At 71.3% G+C, this 16491-nt stretch carries 15 protein-coding genes and 3 pseudogenes; 12 read left to right on the forward strand and 6 right to left on the reverse strand.

Features of this window, described 5'->3' with window-relative positions:
- Window positions 1-118: 118 nt before the first annotated feature.
- A complete protein-coding gene (locus ACIQ87_RS39360; RefSeq protein ID WP_402416968.1) occupies window positions 119-427 on the forward strand; it encodes a contact-dependent growth inhibition system immunity protein in 309 nt (102 codons plus the stop codon).
- A 20-nt stretch (window positions 428-447) separates the two neighbouring features.
- On the opposite strand, the pseudogene ACIQ87_RS39365 reads toward ACIQ87_RS39360, so the two are convergent.
- A pseudogene (locus ACIQ87_RS39365) lies at window positions 448-1169 on the reverse strand (IS5 family transposase).
- A gap of 231 nt (window positions 1170-1400) precedes the next feature.
- On the opposite strand from ACIQ87_RS39365, the gene ACIQ87_RS39370 reads away from it, so the two are divergent.
- The 9 genes and pseudogenes from ACIQ87_RS39370 to ACIQ87_RS39410 form a co-directional block, all read left to right on the forward strand.
- A complete protein-coding gene (locus ACIQ87_RS39370) occupies window positions 1401-2060 on the forward strand; it encodes a hypothetical protein (protein WP_402416970.1) in 660 nt (219 codons plus the stop codon).
- A 191-nt stretch (window positions 2061-2251) separates the two neighbouring features.
- Complete coding sequence (locus ACIQ87_RS39375; protein WP_402416972.1) at window positions 2252-2395, forward strand: hypothetical protein; 144 nt, start codon at window positions 2252-2254, stop codon at window positions 2393-2395.
- A 442-nt stretch (window positions 2396-2837) separates the two neighbouring features.
- Window positions 2838-5534 carry an AAA family ATPase gene (locus ACIQ87_RS39380; RefSeq protein WP_402416974.1) on the forward strand — a complete coding sequence of 899 codons (2697 nt, stop codon included), beginning with the start codon at window positions 2838-2840 and terminating at the stop codon, window positions 5532-5534.
- An 81-nt stretch (window positions 5535-5615) separates the two neighbouring features.
- Window positions 5616-6071 (forward strand): SRPBCC family protein, encoded by a 456-nt coding sequence (locus ACIQ87_RS39385; protein WP_402416975.1) that lies wholly within the window; start codon window positions 5616-5618, stop codon window positions 6069-6071.
- A gap of 61 nt (window positions 6072-6132) precedes the next feature.
- On the forward strand, window positions 6133-7575 hold the full coding sequence (locus tag ACIQ87_RS39390) for an MFS transporter (RefSeq protein WP_402416977.1): 1443 nt from the start codon (window positions 6133-6135) through the stop codon (window positions 7573-7575).
- A 52-nt stretch (window positions 7576-7627) separates the two neighbouring features.
- On the forward strand, window positions 7628-8068 hold the full coding sequence (locus tag ACIQ87_RS39395) for an SRPBCC family protein (protein WP_402416979.1): 441 nt from the start codon (window positions 7628-7630) through the stop codon (window positions 8066-8068).
- A gap of 56 nt (window positions 8069-8124) precedes the next feature.
- Window positions 8125-9471, forward strand: coding sequence for a carotenoid oxygenase family protein (locus ACIQ87_RS39400; protein ID WP_402416981.1), 1347 nt, complete (start codon window positions 8125-8127; stop codon window positions 9469-9471).
- A 76-nt stretch (window positions 9472-9547) separates the two neighbouring features.
- A complete protein-coding gene (locus tag ACIQ87_RS39405) occupies window positions 9548-10114 on the forward strand; it encodes an SRPBCC family protein (protein ID WP_402416983.1) in 567 nt (188 codons plus the stop codon).
- Window positions 10115-10300: 186 nt separating this feature from the next.
- Window positions 10301-10692, forward strand: a pseudogene (locus ACIQ87_RS39410) (ISL3 family transposase); the annotation flags it as partial.
- Between the two features lie 92 nt (window positions 10693-10784).
- Here ACIQ87_RS39410 and ACIQ87_RS39415 read toward each other — a convergent pair.
- Both ACIQ87_RS39415 and ACIQ87_RS39420 read right to left on the reverse strand, forming a co-directional pair.
- On the reverse strand, window positions 10785-11093 hold the full coding sequence (locus tag ACIQ87_RS39415) for a hypothetical protein (RefSeq protein ID WP_402416992.1): 309 nt from the start codon (window positions 11091-11093) through the stop codon (window positions 10785-10787).
- 305 nt (window positions 11094-11398) lie between these two features.
- Window positions 11399-12481: a peptidoglycan-binding protein gene (locus ACIQ87_RS39420; RefSeq protein ID WP_402416985.1), complete on the reverse strand. Its 1083-nt coding sequence runs from the start codon at window positions 12479-12481 to the stop codon at window positions 11399-11401.
- Between the two features lie 42 nt (window positions 12482-12523).
- Here ACIQ87_RS39420 and ACIQ87_RS39425 point away from each other — a divergent pair, with 42 nt between their 5' ends.
- Window positions 12524-12718 (forward strand): hypothetical protein, encoded by a 195-nt coding sequence (locus ACIQ87_RS39425; protein ID WP_402416986.1) that lies wholly within the window; start codon window positions 12524-12526, stop codon window positions 12716-12718.
- 935 nt (window positions 12719-13653) lie between these two features.
- On the opposite strand, the gene ACIQ87_RS39430 is transcribed toward ACIQ87_RS39425, so the two are convergent.
- The 3 genes and pseudogenes from ACIQ87_RS39430 to ACIQ87_RS39440 all read right to left on the reverse strand — a co-directional run.
- Window positions 13654-14532, reverse strand: coding sequence for an MFS transporter (locus tag ACIQ87_RS39430; RefSeq protein WP_402416988.1), 879 nt, complete (start codon window positions 14530-14532; stop codon window positions 13654-13656).
- Between the two features lie 71 nt (window positions 14533-14603).
- Window positions 14604-14909 (reverse strand): YciI family protein, encoded by a 306-nt coding sequence (locus tag ACIQ87_RS39435; RefSeq protein ID WP_392884590.1) that lies wholly within the window; start codon window positions 14907-14909, stop codon window positions 14604-14606.
- Window positions 14910-15010: 101 nt separating this feature from the next.
- Window positions 15011-15400 (reverse strand): annotated as a pseudogene (locus ACIQ87_RS39440) (alcohol dehydrogenase); the annotation flags it as partial.
- Window positions 15401-15843: 443 nt separating this feature from the next.
- Here ACIQ87_RS39440 and ACIQ87_RS39445 point away from each other — a divergent pair.
- Window positions 15844-16248 (forward strand): SgcJ/EcaC family oxidoreductase, encoded by a 405-nt coding sequence (locus ACIQ87_RS39445; RefSeq protein WP_402416991.1) that lies wholly within the window; start codon window positions 15844-15846, stop codon window positions 16246-16248.
- The last annotated feature ends 243 nt before the right edge of the window (window positions 16249-16491 follow it).

Consider the following 16491-nt stretch of genomic DNA (forward strand, 5'->3'; position numbering starts at 1 on the left):
TGGCCCGCAGACGCGTCAACGTTCTCTGGGCCCTGATTCGTGACCGACGGTGCTACCACATCACACCCCCAGCGACCGAGACGGCTTGACAACGACATTAGGAAGCGAAACCCGGCTGATGGCGACCGTGCGCGAGCTTCGGCGCAAGCCGATCGGCGGCCTGACGGTCGAGGACATGCGGCTGCTGATCAGGCAAGACGTGGGCCTTGCCTATCTCCTGCCGTTGGCGGTGGAGGTCCTCCGGAGCGACCCGCTGGCGGAAGGCAACATGTACGAGGGCGATCTGCTGGCCGCCGTGCTTACCAGAGACGCGGGAGCCTGGATCGACTCTCCAAAGCTCAGACGGGAAGTCCGTTCGATCGTCTCGGAGTTGGCCGACGTGTCGCCTGCCCTGAAGCGCGACGTCGAGGGCTTCCTGGCTCGATAGGACCCCAACAGCACCTGCCGTCAGGGAAGGGTCGAGCCGACCGGCTGCGAAGGCTGCCGGACGAGCGGCCGTCGGCCGGGGCGCGTCGCAGCACCGCCCCGGGTGAGTCGGCGGACCATGACGCCGATCATCGCCCAGCGGATCATCGTCTCCGAATGGGCCGGGCTGGTCTCGTAGTCCCTGGCGAGGCGCCGGTGGGCGGTGAGCCACGAGAAGGTACGCTCCACCGCCCACCGCTTGGGCTGGACCTGGAAGCCGCGCTGATCGGGGTCCTTGCGAGCGTGTCGGTGACGATGAACCGCTTGCGGCCCTTCACCTTCTTACCCGCGTCGAATCCTCTGGTAGTGGCGGGGACGGTGTCGGCGGTGCGGACGGACTGCGAGTCGATCAGCCCGGCGCTCGGCTCCGCGTCGCGGCCGTCGGCTTCGCGGACCTTGCCGCGCAGGGCGTCGTGGATGCGCTCGACGGTGCCGTCGTCGTGCCACCACGTGAAGTACCAATACACCGTCGGCCACGGGGCGAAGTCCTTCGGCAGCTGCCGCCAGGCACACCCGGTCCGCACCACGTAGAAGATCGCATCCACGATCCACCGCCGCGGATGCTTCTCCCGCCGACCACCCTTCGGCCCCACCCGCGCCGGCGGGAGCAACGGCTCAACCAGCGCCCACTGCTCGTCCGTCAGGTCCGACGGATACCCACCCCCAACACCGCTCACGGTGAGCTCAACGAACTCCCCAGCCACGGGACACGGCAGATCTCAAACACAGTCTCAGGCCCGCCCCATCGCCGCCGCCCGTCCGGAGCTCCCTCCCTCCGTCCTCGTCAGCCTGCTGGCCGACGAGGACTGGCAGGTCGCGACGGCCTCCGCCGCCAACCCCTCCCTCCCCTCCGACGCGATGAGCGCGCTCCTGCCCTGAGCCGCAGGCCGCTCGTCCTCGCCTGGCTGTCAGCGGCGGCCTGTTCAATGTCCGCCATGAACGTTCACGAGCTGGTGTCCGCGCTGGCCGACCCCGACGTCCTACGTGCCCGCTGCCGGGCGCTGGCGCTGCTCGACGTCGTACTCGACGGCTTCGCCCCGAGGCACGACTACCTCCCGAGCTGGCGTCCGGGCGTGGACCTGGCCACGATGGAGAACGGTTCCGGTGATCTGTACGGGATCATCTTCGATCCGGCCGGGGTCTTCCTCTACGGCTTCGACCACGAATGCGATGCCACGCCGTGGCGGGACTGGCCCAGGGCGCACTGGCCCGGGCTGCTGGAGGGCCTGCCCGCCGCGCTGGCGCACTACCCGGCCGATCCGGAGCTGCAGTTCGAGGGCTTCTTCGACGCGACGGTGTGCGCGTGGCGCGAGACTGGCACAACCTCGTGGCAGTGCGGTCCCGTGGTGTTCGCGCCGGGAGAATCCGACGGAGCCGGTTGGCTCTTCGCAGTACTGACCGACGGCAGCGCCGAGGCCGTCTGCAATGACGCCGAGGACTACTACGAACGGCCCGTCGACCGGCAGGCTATCGCCGCACTTCTGGCCGGCACCCCACTGGACCGCCGGACGGTCGCTGCGCTCAATCCAGCGGCGAACTTCGAGGCGGCAGCCAGCCGCGCCCGCATGCTCGGCTACGCGGTGGCGGATGCCTGAACGAGGGGACAGGCGTGCCGAACAGACTCAGGCCACGGGCGTGGCCACTGCTGGATGAGGCAGAACAAACGTCCCTCACACTTCCCCCTCTGTAGATAACCGCGCTGCGCAGCCACGACGCCAAGGTGGTCCAGCGCCGAGGCCATTCCTGGGCCTGGTGAGAGCTGGTCCGGCAAGGGCGGCTGGAGGGCGTGACGAAGGGCAACCCGGTCGCGTACACCTTCCGGGTCGGCCTCAAGCGAGCCCCCGCCGCACCGGTCGGGATCGAGGTCGGCGGCGCCTCGGACGGCCACTACGGCGCCGTCACCACCCTGCGTCCCACCGTCCGGAACTGACGCCGCACGCCCGCACCGAAAAGCCGAAGCCCCCGGCCTCCCACTGCTCGGGAGACCGGGACGAGCACCCCACCGAAGGGCCTCCGGCCGTCGGTATCCAGCCGGTGGCCGTGACGAGTCGGCGTACGGCGGCGTCGCACTGCGAGAGGTCCGGCGTGCCGTGGGTTCGGCTCGACTCCCGGGACAGCACGAGCGCGGTGCTCGGGTCGCCGTCCCGTCCCGGCCCGGCTCCTGGGACTGGCAACGGCACGGTCAAACCTCACGTGAACGAGCCGACACCCACCACGACGGCGGCTGTCGCGCGTAGCTGTCGCGCCCCGACGTCGCACCATCTTCGCTGCTATCACGAGGTGCGCCGAGAGCGAGGAGCGATCGCAGCTGCCGGGCAAGAGTGGGAAATTGCCGAGGTCAAGAGGCGTGGCATGATTCCGGGGTGGCCCCCGTGACTGCCTCTGAGTACACACCGCCTGCTGAGCGCGCTGCTCTCGTCGACCTGTTGGCCGGTGTACGAGCCGGACGGGGCGGGGCGGCGGTCGTACGCGGTGAGGCGGGAATCGGCAAGACGGCGCTGCTACGCCACGCCACCGATGGCCTGACAGACGTAAGGCTGGTGTGGGTCAACGGGGCCGAGTTCGAAGCGGACTTCGCGTACGCCGCCGTGCACCAACTGACCCGCCCGCTGCACGAGCGGATCGAGCACTTGCCCACCGCACAGCGGGACGCGCTGACGGTGGCGCTGGGATTGGGCGAGGGTGACACGCCGAGTCGTTTCGCCGTCGGCCTGGCCCTGTTGGGGCTGCTGTCGGATGCTGCTGGGGAGCAGCCCGTGGTGTGCGTGGTGGACGATGCGCAGTGGCTGGATCGGGCGTCGGCGCAGGTGCTGGCGTTCGTGGCCCGGCGGGTGGCGGACGAGTCGGTGGCGTTCGTGTTGGGGGTGCGCGACCCGCACGTCGTCGCGGAACTCGAAGGATTGCCGACGCTGACGCTGCCCCGGCTGTCCGACCAGGTAGCGCGACGACTGCTGGCCTCCAGTCTGCTCGGTCCCCTGGACGATCAGGTGCGGGAGCGGATCCTCGCCGAAGCGCGGGGCAATCCGCTGGCGCTGCTGGAGCTGCCGCGCCGGCTCGGTCCCGCCGCGCTGGCGGGCGGCTTCGGATTGCCGACGCCGGTCTCCCCGGCCAACCGGATCGAGCAGAACTACCAGCAGCGAATCTCCCTCCTCTCCGAGGAGGCCCGGACCCTGCTGCTGGTAGCGGCCGCCGAACCCCTGGGCCACCCCGGGCTGCTGTGGCAGGCGTCCGATCTGCTGGGTGTGGGGCCGCAGGCCGGGCCGGAGGCCGAGGCGAGCGAACTGATCGAGCTGGGCGGGCAGGCACGGTTCCGGCATCCGCTGGTGCGCTCGGCGGTGTACACGGCGGCCTCCCCTGCGGAGCGCCGCCGCGTCCACGGGGCGCTCGCGGAGGCCACTGATCCGCTGACGGCGCCCGACCGGCGTTCGTGGCACCGCGCGCAGTCCCTGTCCCGGCCGGACGAGCAGGCGGCGGTCGATCTGCTGCGCTGCGCGGAGCGGGCGCGGCGCCGAGGCGGGGCCGCTGCCGAGGCAGCGTTCCTGGAGCAGGCCGCGGCCCTGACGGCCGATCCGCGGCTGCGGGCTGAACGCAGTCTCGCCGCCGCGCGGGCCGCGCTGGAGGCCGGTGCGTTCGAGAGCGCGCTGACGCTGGTCGAGACCGCCGAGGGCAGCCCGATCGACACCGCCGGGCGGGTGCAGGCCCACCTCTTGCGCGGTCGCGCGGCGTTCTTCGGTGACGGCGCGGCGGATGCGGTCGGCCACTTGGTGGCGGCGGCCGACCTTGATCCCGGCCGGGCCAGGATCCACCTGCTGGACGCACTCCAGGCGGGCCTGGTGGTCGGCCGGTCCTCGGCCGCGGCGGCGAACGCCCTGGTGGCGGCCCGGCGGGCGCCCGCCGCAGCCGGTGAACGCTCGACTGCGGACGAGCTGCTGGACACGCTCGTTCGCTACCTCGACGGCGACCTTACGGCGGTGCCGGTGCTGCACGGACTGCTGTCGGAGGTGGCCGACCCGCTGTGGGCCGGCCGGCTGTCGCTGGCCGCCCTGCTCGCCGTCGAACTGTGGGACGTCGCTCTGGAAGACCGGCTCGCCAGTCGGGTGGTGGACGCCGCGCGCGCCGGCGGGACGCTGATGGTCCTCCCGGTGGGCCTGTGGATGCAGGCGATGGCCGCGGCCCAGCGCGGAGACCTGCTCGGGGCGGCGGCGCTGAACAGCGAGGCCGACGGCATAGCCGAAGTGACCGGTGTCCCGCCGCACTGGTACGGCCGACTGTTCGCGGCTGCGGTGCGCGGGGTGGACGCGCAGGCGCGGCCCCTGTTCGACCGGGTGCTGGCCGAGTCGCACGCCCGGCACAAGGGCATGCTGACGGCGACCGTCCACGCGGCAGCGGCGCTGCACGCCAACGGCACCGCCGACCACCGCGCAGCTCTGGCCTCGGCCCGGTCGGCCGTCGCCGACGGCGAGCTGGGAATGTCCAGCCTCGCCCTGCCCGAACTCGTCGAGGCGGCCGTTCGATGCGGCGAGCAGGACACCGCCCGAGAGGCGTTCGCGCAGCTGTCGCGGCACGCGTCGGCGGCGGGCACCGACTGGGCGCTGGGCGTGCGCGCCGCCCTCGCCGCCCTGCTGTCGGACGACCCGGAGGAACTCCACGCCGAGGCGGTGGCCCGGCTGGACGCCGCCGGCCTGCGGGTGTGGCACGGCCGCGCCCTGCTGCACCAGGGTGCATGGCTGCGCCGCGACGGCCGCCGCGGGCAAGCCCGGGAGGCGCTGCGCGCCGCTCACGGGCTGTTCACCGCGATGGGCGCGGAGGGCTTCGCCGAGCGGGCCCGGGTGGAACTGGCCGCCGCCGGCGAGCAGGCCCGGCCGGCCGTGCTCGGAGCGGCGGAGCTGCTGACCGGTCAGGAGCTGAACATCGCCCGCCTGGTGGCGACCGGCGCGACTTCCCGAGAGGTCGCCGACCGTCTGTTCCTGAGCCCGCGCACCATCGACGCCCACCTGCGCAGCGTGTTTCGCAAGCTCGACGTCACCTCGCGCCGCCAGCTTGCCGACGCGCTCGGCCGGAACGCCTAAGCCGGGCCTGCTCACTTAGGCAGCCGCCTAGGCGACTTTCACCGATGAGGGCACCGGGTCGGCCCGGCCAGACTCGGGGACATGAAGAACACGCCCTCGGGCATCGACCGGGCCGCCCCGGTTCTCGCCCGCCGTGAGCTGCCGATCCGGGCCCCGGCCCCGGCCGTCTGGGCGCTGCTGACGTACGTGCCCGGCTGGCCGACCTGGCAGCCGGACATCGCCGAAGCCCGCGCCCTGACCCCGCTGACGCCGGGCGCGGTGTTCCACTGGCGCACCGGCGGCGTGGACATCGCCTCCACCGTGTACGCGGTGGACGCGCCCCGGTCGATACTGTGGGGCGGCCTTTCTCAGGGCATCACCGCCGTCCACCAGTGGACGTTCACCCCTTCGGCCAGGGCGACCCTCGTCGTCACGGAGGAGTCCTGGGACGGTGCGCCCGTACAGGCCGACGCCGCTGTCGTCACCCGGGCCCTGGACCGGTCCCTCGCGCAGTGGCTGCTGCACCTGAAGTCCGCCGCCGAGCGCGCCGCACACTGACGCCCGCCGCGCCGCTCCGCTCCCACCGGCCTGTTCCCCCAGCCCCGTTCCTGGAGTTCCCATGCCCAGTGCGTCCCGTGGCACCGTCCTCGCGGTGCTGGCCACCGCCCAGTTCACCGTCATGCTCGCCACCTCGATCGTGAACGTCGCCCTTCCGCAGATCCGGGACGGCGTCGGCCTCTCCGATTCCGCCACCACGTGGGTGGTCAACGCCTACGGCCTGGCGTTCGGGGCGCTGCTGCTGGTCGGCGGGCGGGCCGCCGACCTTCTGGGACGGCGCCGCGTCCTGCTGGCCGGGTTGGGGGCCTTCGGGGTCGCCTCCGCGACTGCCGCGCTGGCAACCTCGCCCGGTGTCCTGATCGCCGCGCGGGCCGTCCAGGGTGCGGGTGCGGCGGCCGTCGCCCCGGCGGCCCTCGCCCTCGCGGTGGGCCTGTATCCGCCGGGCCCGGCCCGCGGCAGGGCGCTGGCGGTCTGGGGCGCGGTGTCGGGGGCGGGCGGTGCGGCGGGGGTGGTGCTCGGCGGGCTGCTGACCCAGACGTGGGGCTGGCCGTGGATCTTCCGTACGGTGGCGATCGGCAGCTTCGGGGTGCTGGCGGCGACGGCCGTGTGCGTCCCCACTGCAGGCCGGGCGGAACGGGCCAGGTTCGACTGGGCCGGGACCGCCGCGAGCGTCCTCGCCCTGACCGCCCTGGTGTGGGGCCTGACCACGGCCCGCAGCTCGGGCTGGACGGACACCTGGGTGCTGGCCGCGTTCGGCGCCGCCGCCGTGCTCACCGTGGTGTTCTGGCGGGTCGAGCGCACCAGCGCCTCCCCCCTGGTGCCGCCGCGGCTGTTCGCTGCCCGCGACGTGACGGTCGGCAACCTGCTGACGGGCCTGTTCGGCTCGGTGTGGATCGCGTTGTTCTTCTTCCTGCCGCTCTACCAGCAGCAGGTCCTCGGCGAGGACCCGCTGAACACCGGCCTGGGCCAACTCCCCCTCGCCATCGCGAACATGCTCGGCGCAGCCCTCGCCCCCGCCCTCGCCCGCCGGACCGGCGGCCGCGCCACGCTCGTTGCCGCGCTGCTGACCGAGGCGGCCGGGATGCTGTGGCTGTCCCGCATCGGCGCGGACGGCACCTTCCTCACCGACGTGCTCGGCCCCAGCGTCCTGGTCGGCCTCGGCCTGAGCGTTGCCTTCGTCCAGCTCACCAGCCTGTCCGTGGCAGGCGTCGACGGATCGGACGCGGGCCTGGCGGGTGGCCTGGCCAACACCACCCGGCAGGTCGGCGGCGCTGTCGGGCTCGCCGTCCTGGCGACCCTCGCCGGATCCGTCACCTCCCGCGCCGGCGGCCACCAGCCGCCGCTGGAGGCGCTGACCTCCGGCTACCGCACCGCCTTCGCCCTGGGCTCAGCCGTCCTGGCCGGCACCGCCCTGCTCGCTGCCCTGCTGGTGCGCCGCACACCCACCGCCGACCGGCCGCACCACACACCCGCCCCGGAACCCGCCTTTCCCGGCCGACCCTGACCACCTGACACACCTTCCCATCCCTTTACACCCCACATCGAAAGGAACAGCCGTGCTCACCATCGACGAGAACGCACCCGTCATCGTCCGCCTGTCCATCGAGATCGACGCCCCGCTGGAGACCGTTTGGTCCCTGCACACCACCATCGACGACTGGCCCGTCTGGAACACCGACGTCGACCAGGCCCGCCTGGAGGGCCCGCTCGCCGAAGGTGCCTCTTTCACCTGGCGCACCCATGGGCTGGACATCACCTCCACCGTCCACGAACTCGTGCCCGGCGCCCGGATCGCCTGGGGCGGTCCCGCGAACGGCATCGAAGGAATCCACGTGTGGACCTTCGAGCAGACCGGCGACCGGGTCACCGTCCACACCGAGGAGTCCTGGAGCGGAGCCCCCGTCGACGCCGCCGCCGACCAACTCGGCCGCGCCCTGCGCACCTCGCTGGAGGACTGGCTCACCTGCCTCAAGAACCGTTCCGAGAAGCGTTCCTGACCACCTGAAACCACTTCCGGCGGTATCGCCGCACAGAGGACCACGAGGACTCGATCATGACCGACAAGCCCTACCTGCTGGGCCACTACACCCCCGCCGTCGACGAACTGACCGCCACCGAGTTGACCGTCGAGGGCACCTTGCCGCCCGAGCTGACCGGTCGCCTGATCCGCAACAGCCACAACCCCAAGCCCGGCGTCACCCCCGCCCACTGGTTCAAGGGCAGCGGCATGGTCCACGGCATCCGGCTGCGTGAGGGCCGCGCCGAGTGGTACCGCAACCGCTGGGTACGCACCCCCGCCCTGGACGGCGCCCCCTACCTGACCGAGCACGGCCCCGACATGACGGCGAGCACCGCAGGCACCCACGTCATCGAGCACGCCGGACGCCTGCTGGCCCTGTGCGAGGCCAACTTCCCCTTCGAACTCACCCCCCACCTCGACACCGTCGGCCCCTATGACTTCGACGGCAAACTGCGCAGCGCCATGACCGCCCACCCCAAGAGCGACCCCGTCACCGGCGAACTGCACTTCTTCGGCTCCTCGCCCTTTCCGCCCTACCTGCTCTACTACACGGCCGACGCGGACGGGCACATCACCCACAGCGCCGAGATCCCCGGCGCCACCGCCTCCCTCAAGCACGACTTCGCGCTCACCCGCCACCACGTGGTCTTCGTCGAAGGCACCGTCACCTTCGACCCCGCCGAGCACTCCGGCATCCCCTACTCCTGGCAGGACGCGCAGCCGGCCCGCATCGGCGTCATGCCGCGCGGCCCGCACGGCGCCGACAAGATCCGCTGGTTCCCGATCGAACCCGGCAACATGCTCCACGCCGCCAACGCCTACGAGGACGCCCACGGCCGCATTGTCCTGGAGGGCCCCACCGTCGACCGCGAGGGCTTCCAGCTCTCCTGGAACTGGTGGGTCGGCTCCCCCGGCCGCGGCACCGAGCCCAACACCCGATCCTACAATCGCCGCTGGACCATCGACCTGACCACGGGACGGGTCGACGAACAGGTCATCGACGACCTCGCCGTCGAGTTCCCCACCCTCAACGAGGACTTCCTCGGCGCCGAGCACCGCTACCAGTACGCCGTCTCCTTCCCCGACCAGCAGGGCTTCGGCGGCTACGGCATCGTCAAGTACGACCGCACCACCGGCGAGCGCCGCATCCATCAGGCCGGCGACGCCCGACTGCCCAGCGAAGCGGTCTTCGTTCCCGCCACCGGCGCCACCCGCGAGGACGACGGCTACCTGCTCACCGTCGTCTCCGACCTCAAGCAGGACGCCTCCCAGCTCCTGGTCCTGGACGCCGCCGACCTCGGCAGGGTCGCCACCGTCCACCTCCCGCGCCGCGTCACCGGCGGCATCCACGGCTCCTGGATCCCCGACACCAACCTCTGATCCCACCCGAGCAGCCGACCCCAGAGACGCCACCGCTCCCCAGGGCCTTCAACCCCTTCAAGGAAAGAGCACTGCCATGCGCGCACCCGCTGCGGCCACCACCGCTGCCCTCGCCCTCACCCTCCTCCTCACCGCACCCACCGCCGCATCCGCCCTCACCACCGACCCGACACCCGCCGCAGCGGCCGTCCACCGCACCGACGTGCAGATCAACGAACAGGCCCCGGTCATCACCCGCGCCGACATCCTCATCCACGCCCCGCTGCGCACCGTCTGGAACATCCAGACCGATGTCGAGAACTGGCCCACTTGGCAGCCCGACGTCGAGACCGTCACCAAGGACACCCCCGGCCGACTGCGCCCCGGCTCGACGTTCCGCTGGAGCACCGAAGGCCTCGACATCACCTCCACCGTCAAGCAGGTCGAGCCCGGCAAGCGCCTCGCCTGGGGCGGCCCGGCCCAGGGCATCACCGCCGTCCACGTCTGGACCTTCACCCCCACCCGCGACGGCGTCCTCGTCCACACCGAGGAATCCTGGACCGGAGAACCCGTCACCGCCAACCGGGTCGCCCTGCAAGCCGCCCTCGACAACTCCCTGCACAACTGGCTCACCAACCTCAAGCACGAAGCCGAAACCCGGTAGCCGGCTGACCTACGCCGAACCATTTGCTTGACCAGAGCAGCGCCGTGCCATCCCGCGCGGCGCACCTGGCGTTACTGACTTCGGCGGGTCTGTCCAGTGAACGGCTCTGTCCCGTCATCGGTGGTGGCGAAGTGTGACGGCGGTCGTTGGCATGGTGTGCGCGATGTCAACGAGCTTGTGAGTGTGGTGTTTTCGGGGCTGTCTGCCCTCCTCATCGAGGGAGTGACGGACGAGGGAGAGGTCATCCGGGTGTCGGCGCGGACGCGCGACCCGGTGGACGGGCGGTGGGTCGTGGCGTCGGTGCGGGTGCGGCGCCTGGTGTGCTCGGCTGCCCGCGGCAGACGTTTCGCGAGCAGGTTCCCGGCGTCGTGGAGCGCTATCAGCGCCGCACCCGGCGCCTGGCCGACCAGCTCGGTACGGTGGTCAAGGAGTTAGCGGGCCTGGCGGGCGCCCGCCTCTCCCACGCGCTGACGTGCGCGATCTCCCGTTCGAGTGCCCTACGCCTGCTCATGCGCCAGGCTCTGCCGCCGCTGCGGGTGCCGCGCGTGGTCGGCATCGACGACCGCCAAGCTCACCGACTGGATCATCACAGTCCGTGCCGCCGACCTTCCCCAGCTGCACTCCTTCGCAAACGGCCTCGAACTCGACCGCGCCGCCGTCGACGCCGGACTCACCCTCCCACCGATGACGGGACAGAGCCGTTCTTTTTACAGACCCGGGCGGGCGGCTCGGTGAGGCCGAGGTCGAGGTCGAGGTCGAGCGAGGCTATCGGGAACTCGGGGGTCTGCGTGGGCAGGACGAGGTCGGCGCCCCTCAGGATGGCATCGCACACCTGTCGGCTGCGAAGGTCCGGGTCGACAGGCGGACTGGTCACCAGTCTGCCGCGCACGCCGGTGACCGGCACGCGTACCCGTGTCACCCGGGCGAGATCCTCCGGCGGGACCCACAGACTCGGCTCCGCGACGGCGAACGCGGTCACGAGCACGTGGGTCCCGCCGGGGGGGTGCTGGTCGTAAGGCCTGCGTCGGCCAGGCGGTCGGCGACGCTGCGCGCCACGGATCCGGTGCCCGGGACCGTGACGAACTCGGGTCGCATGCTGTCCCCCTCAGTGCCGCTGACGCGCAAGTTGAAGAAGGTACGCCGGGCGCGGGCGCCCGGCGAAACCGAACCACCGCACCATGACGCCGACGATGGCAGCGTGCTGGAGCGGAAAGCTGCCCTGGGCGGGTGGTGTCGGGTGTCGCGCGGGTGACAACAGCCGTCACCCGTGCGGCACCCGGGCGGTCAGGCCGAGACGTGGTACCAGTAGCCGCCGGTGCGAAGGGTCACGTAGTGGACGTTGGTGTTTGTCTCCTTCGCCTCGTACATCATGTCCGTGCCGGTGGCAGGGTCGGTGCCGGCGTAAAGGACGACGTGCACGGTGTTGTGGGCGCCCGTGCCGAAGTACTCGACGTCGCCGGGTTGGCGCTGGGACTCGGCTATCGGGGTGAGGTGGCTGTCCAGGGTCTGCTCGGTGGTGTCGCCGCCATTGGCGAGGTCGATGCCGGCGCCGAACCAGAAGGCCGCGCGCACCAGGCCGGAACAGTCCAGGCCGGCGGTGGTGTTGGCCTTGCAGGGCTGGGGGCCGGTGTATTGGTCGCACGTGCCCAGCGAGGGGCCGGGGCCCTCACCGTGCAGGGAGTGGCCGCCGCCCCACACGTACGGGACACCGAGGTAGGACTTCGCGGCGTTCAGGACCTTGGTGGAGGAGACGGGGCCGCTGGGCAGCGGGGTGGGGGTGCTGGTGTAGAGGGCGTTCTTGACGGCCGTGCCGACGATACCGTCGATGGTCAGGGCGTGGGCGGCCTCGAAGTTGCGTACGGCGGTGTCGGTGGCGGGGCCGAACTGCCCGTCGACGGTGAGGCGGCCCGCGTTGAAGGTGTTGAGCATCGTCTGCAGGGTGCTGGCGCACGCGCCGGTGGCGCCGGTCTGCAGGTCGCCGCACTGGGTGCGCAGGTCCACGGTGCCGGAGGCGGCGGCCGCCGCCGCGTCGAGCGACGACTTGGTGGCCGGGCCCACGATGCCGTCGACGGTCAAGGAGTGCGAGGCCTGGAAGGTGCGCACGGCCGTGTCGGTGGCCGATCCGAACCGGCCGTCCACGGTGAGGGTTGCGCCGGTCTGGTTGAGCTCCAGTTGGAGCTGGGTGACGCAGCCGTCGGCCTCACCCAGCTGCAGGTTGGCCGGGCAGGCCGGGGAGGTGAGGGGTATCGGGGCCGGCGCGGTCGCGGCGGACGCGGCCGAGGCGGTGTGCGCGCCAAGGCCCGTCAGCGCGGCTGCCAGGGCCAGGCCCAGGGAGAGGCGACGCCGGGTGGGCAGGAGGGTACTCACAGAAGCTCTCCAGATTCATGATGATTCGCCAGGGAGGACAGGGTGCTTCACCCCCTGGCGCTCGGCATGCTCGACGGACAGATCCAGACCGTCCGAACGGTGGTCAGCACCGACAAGTTGGGGCGTGTCAGCCCGGTTGGCGGATGTCCGGGCGACCTCCCGCGAGTTGCGGCGGACCCGAAAGCCGACTGGGGCACGCTCAACTCGAACAATCATGTCCTTTCCGGGATGGTCTGAACGCTCGGCCCAGACTCAGGAGCGCTGGCGCAGACGGCCGGTGAACTACATCCGGCCGCATTCAGGACGAGCCTCCCCCAGCCTTGATCACACGGCTATCCGCTTTTGGATCGCCAGGGACTGCACGTTTGTGGATAGCCGAGCGGTGAGAGCGCGTACTCACGTACCCACCCGGCCGGCCGGTCCCTTGCTCGCTCAGCAGCTTCGGCGCAGCGTCTCGGACGGCGACCGTCCGAAGGTCTGGCGCTACACCGCGCTGAAGCGGCCCAGATGGGGGAAGCCCCAGCGGCAGGCCACGTCTGGCTTTATACGTGAGTTGTGACAGCTGGCTCTGTTCACGAGAACGGGCTCTGGCTCAACTTCTGTTTGCGCCGTGAGGCGCTGTTGGTTCGAGTGGAGGTGGAAGACCTGCACCAATCCCCTGTCGCAGCAGTGGGGTTGAAGCTGAGGGCAGCGCGATCCGGGTGATGCTGGGGAGCGCGGGATCGGCCCTGACAAAGCCGGGACGTGGCCAGTACTGCCAGATGGGGCGGGTCCGGCAAGCGTGATGGAGAGGAGTACGCGAGGAACCGGCGTTTTACGTCTCTCAGAGGGTGTCGGAGACCTCGGCGCCCTGGCGGGTGGTCAAGGAGATGTTGTGAACCTCGTCTCCGACCGCCGGACCGATCGGCTACCTCTCGCCGCGGTGTGCTTCGCGGTGGTCCTCGCCGCGATCGGGTGGGGTGTGTCCGTCATCGTCAGCCACCGCTGACCCGCGCCGGCGTCGTCCCCGAACAGCGAAGGGCACCTCGCGCGGCCTTGACCCGCACCGCTTCGGCCGACGGTTCCCGCGGCGGTCGGCGCGCCGCCCGCCCGCCCGGTCGGGCCGTCCTCGGACGCGTGGCGGGGGCCCCACGGACCGGACGGGGTCCGCGCCGTGAGCGAGCCGCCGGCTGCTACGGGGTGGGCCGGACCCTGCGGGGCATCAGGAGGTACGCGGCCACGGCCAGGGCGACCGGCAGGAGGCTCGTGACCAGCATGGTGAGCCGCAGGCCGTCGGTGAAGTCCAGCCCGAGGTCCAGCCCGGCCTGCCGGAGCAGGTTCGGGTCGTACCCGACGGTGGCCGGACTCTGCGCCATCGCGCTTCGGGTCGCGTCCACGGCCTGGGCGGCCTGGGTCTCCGACAGGCCGCGCGCATCGGCGTCGTTGAGCCACTGCCGTCGGAAGAAGAGGTTGAACAGCAGGAGGTAGACGGCGGGGCCGAGGGCGTAGCCGGTCATTCCGAACGCCGGCTGGACGGAGGCGACGGCACCGGACCGACCGGGCGGGGCGTGGGAGAGGATGGTCTCGGCCACCGAGGCCGAGGCCACCAGTGAGCCCAGGTTGGTGAGCCAGGTGGCCAGGACCAGGACCCACAGCGCCATCGTGGGCCCGGCGGTGACCGCCATCAGCAGCCCGCCCGCGACCAGCACCAGCATGCCGGTGATGAGGACCGGCCGGGGGGTATACCTCCCGATCAGGCGCCCGGCGAGGACGACGGCGCCCGCCACCAGCAGCGTGCCGGGCAGATACAGCAGGCCGATCGCGCGTGGGGACAGCGTGAGGATCACACTGCCGAACTGCCCCAGGGCGAAGCTGAACCCCGCGGCGATGAAGTTCAGCGTCAGGCTGGCCAGCGCGGCCACGGTGAACGCGCCGCTGTGGAACAGCGACGGCTCCAGAACCGGCTCGGTGGCGCGCCGCTCGTGGAGTACGAACAGCACACCGGCGATCGCACTGATCACCAGGGGCAGCCACGCCTGCTCGCCGTCCGCCGGGAGCGGTGACCGGTTCATCGACTCCATCGGAGCGAGCCCGCACACCCCTGTCCCGGGTGCTGCCGCCACGGGGAGCACGGGCCGAGCGACTACCGGGACGGCGGCGGTTGGTGCCGGTACTCCTCCAGCGCCGGCGAAGTCCTCATCGCGAGGAAGTTCGTGACCGTGTACTCGGCCAGCCCCGCCACCGAGTACGGGTCGCTCCTGGTGATGTCCTCGATCTGCGTCCTGTCGACACCGACCGCCACGATGACCGCACCATCGCGGGGGTCCTTGGGGCCCGATGCGATGAAGACGCCGGATTCGTAGTTCGAGTCGAGCCAGGCGACGTGCTCGGGGTGGGCCGCTTCGATGCGCTCGAGCGGCGCGATGTAGGTCAGCTCAAGAATGAACATGATCAACATCATAGCGCCGGGTAACCAGTCGGTCACACGAAGGGAGATTGGGAGAGGCGTCAACCAAGCCCTGTGACCCGGGGCGGCCTGACGGTCTCCCGTCACCCCGTTCCGGTGATGAGCACCATGCGGAAGCGGGCGGCACCGCGGAGCATCCTGTGGTACGCCTCGCCGACCCGGTCGAGCGGCACGGTCTCGATCATCGGGCGAACTCCCTGTAGGGCGCTGAACGCCATGGCGTCCTGGATGTCCCGCGCGCCGCCGGCCGGGTGGCCGCGGACGGTCCGGGCGCGCATGAGCAGCTGGACCGGGACGATCCCCAACGGCTCGGTGTCCGCGCCGATGACCACCAGTTCGCCCCGGTGGGACAGCCCGTCCACGGTCGCCGTGATGGCGGCGGAGTTCGAGGTGGTGGCCAGGACGACCCTGGCGCCGCCGAGGAACTGCAGCGCGTCCGCGACGAGCGGGCCGGCCGTGCTGTCGATGCGGTGTCTTCGCGACGGGCTGGGAGGGGTGGGCGTGCACGGCGAACGCGCGCAGCGCCTACCGGGCTTGACGAACCTGACGCTCCGTCGGATCCACAACACCTCCGGCGCGGCCGCCTACGGCGCACGGGCTGCCGCCGGACGTCCTGGAGATGGCCGTGTGACGGCAGAAGAGCGACGGCGGGCTTCGGCCTTCTCGTCTCCGAAGACGAGCGGATCGCAGAAGTCGATCGACGCGTGGCCGCTCCCCCGTCGCTTCGAGGTGCATGGGCAGCTCCGCCGAGAGACGCTGGGCGAGTCCGTCTGATGGACCACCGACGACACAGGAGGCGTTCATGAGACGCAAGTACTGTGCAGCGGTCGCCCTCACGGCCGCCGCTCTGTTCACGGGAACGGGGGCGACGTACGGGACCGCAAGCGGCGCCCGGCCTCCCGCTACGCGCAGCGTCGTGGTGAGTGCCACCCAACTCCCCACCGAACAACAGATCGCCGCCCTGTTCGACAAGTGGAACGCGGCTCTGGCCACCGGCGACCCGAACCGTGTCGCGGACCTCTATGCTCCCGATGCCGTGTTGCTGCCGACCGTCTCCGACATCCGTACCAGTCGCGCCGGGATCGTCGACTACTTCACGAAGTTCCTGGCGAGCAAGCCCGTCGGAAAGATCCAGGAGCGGTTCATCACCGTCCTGGACGCCACGAGCGCCGTCGACACGGGTCTCTACCAGTTCACGCTGACCGACAAGAACGGCGACAAGTCCACGGTCGACGCCCGGTACACCTTCGTCTACGAGCTGCGTGGGGGCAGGTGGCTGATCCTCAACCACCACTCCTCGGCCCTGCCCTCTCCGGGCTGATCCGGCTGCCCGTCGAGCCCCCGGTCGGCCGCGAGGTTGGCCGGCCGCCCTTGCGGACGGTGTCGTCACCGATGCGCAGCGCCGCCACGCTGTCCGGACGTTCGGGAAACGGCACGAGGGCCTGTGGTCGCGCTCTCGCGCGGGCACAGGCCCTCGTGGGTCACTCCGGTGGTCCCTGTCCGGCCCCCGGGGTGTGGGGGAAGCCGACGGGTCGGCTTAGTACCAGTGGTGGGACTGCCAGAA

The organism is Kitasatospora sp. NPDC096204 (assembly GCF_044763205.1).
In the GTDB taxonomy this organism is placed as follows: domain Bacteria; phylum Actinomycetota; class Actinomycetes; order Streptomycetales; family Streptomycetaceae; genus Kitasatospora.

Bases quoted from the DNA above. Each gene is read 5' to 3' on its own strand.
- ACIQ87_RS39430 (WP_402416988.1), bottom strand. From the start codon at position 14,532: ATGAACCGGTCACCGCTCCCGGCGGACGGCGAGCAGGCGTGGCTGCCC.
- ACIQ87_RS39370 (WP_402416970.1), top strand. From the start codon at position 1,401: ATGAACGTTCACGAGCTGGTGTCCGCGCTGGCCGACCCCGACGTCCTA.
- ACIQ87_RS39360 (WP_402416968.1), top strand. From the start codon at position 119: ATGGCGACCGTGCGCGAGCTTCGGCGCAAGCCGATCGGCGGCCTGACG.
- ACIQ87_RS39405 (WP_402416983.1), top strand. From the start codon at position 9,548: ATGCGCGCACCCGCTGCGGCCACCACCGCTGCCCTCGCCCTCACCCTC.
- ACIQ87_RS39435 (WP_392884590.1), bottom strand. From the start codon at position 14,909: ATGTTCATTCTTGAGCTGACCTACATCGCGCCGCTCGAGCGCATCGAA.
- ACIQ87_RS39400 (WP_402416981.1), top strand. From the start codon at position 8,125: ATGACCGACAAGCCCTACCTGCTGGGCCACTACACCCCCGCCGTCGAC.
- ACIQ87_RS39390 (WP_402416977.1), top strand. From the start codon at position 6,133: ATGCCCAGTGCGTCCCGTGGCACCGTCCTCGCGGTGCTGGCCACCGCC.
- ACIQ87_RS39385 (WP_402416975.1), top strand. From the start codon at position 5,616: ATGAAGAACACGCCCTCGGGCATCGACCGGGCCGCCCCGGTTCTCGCC.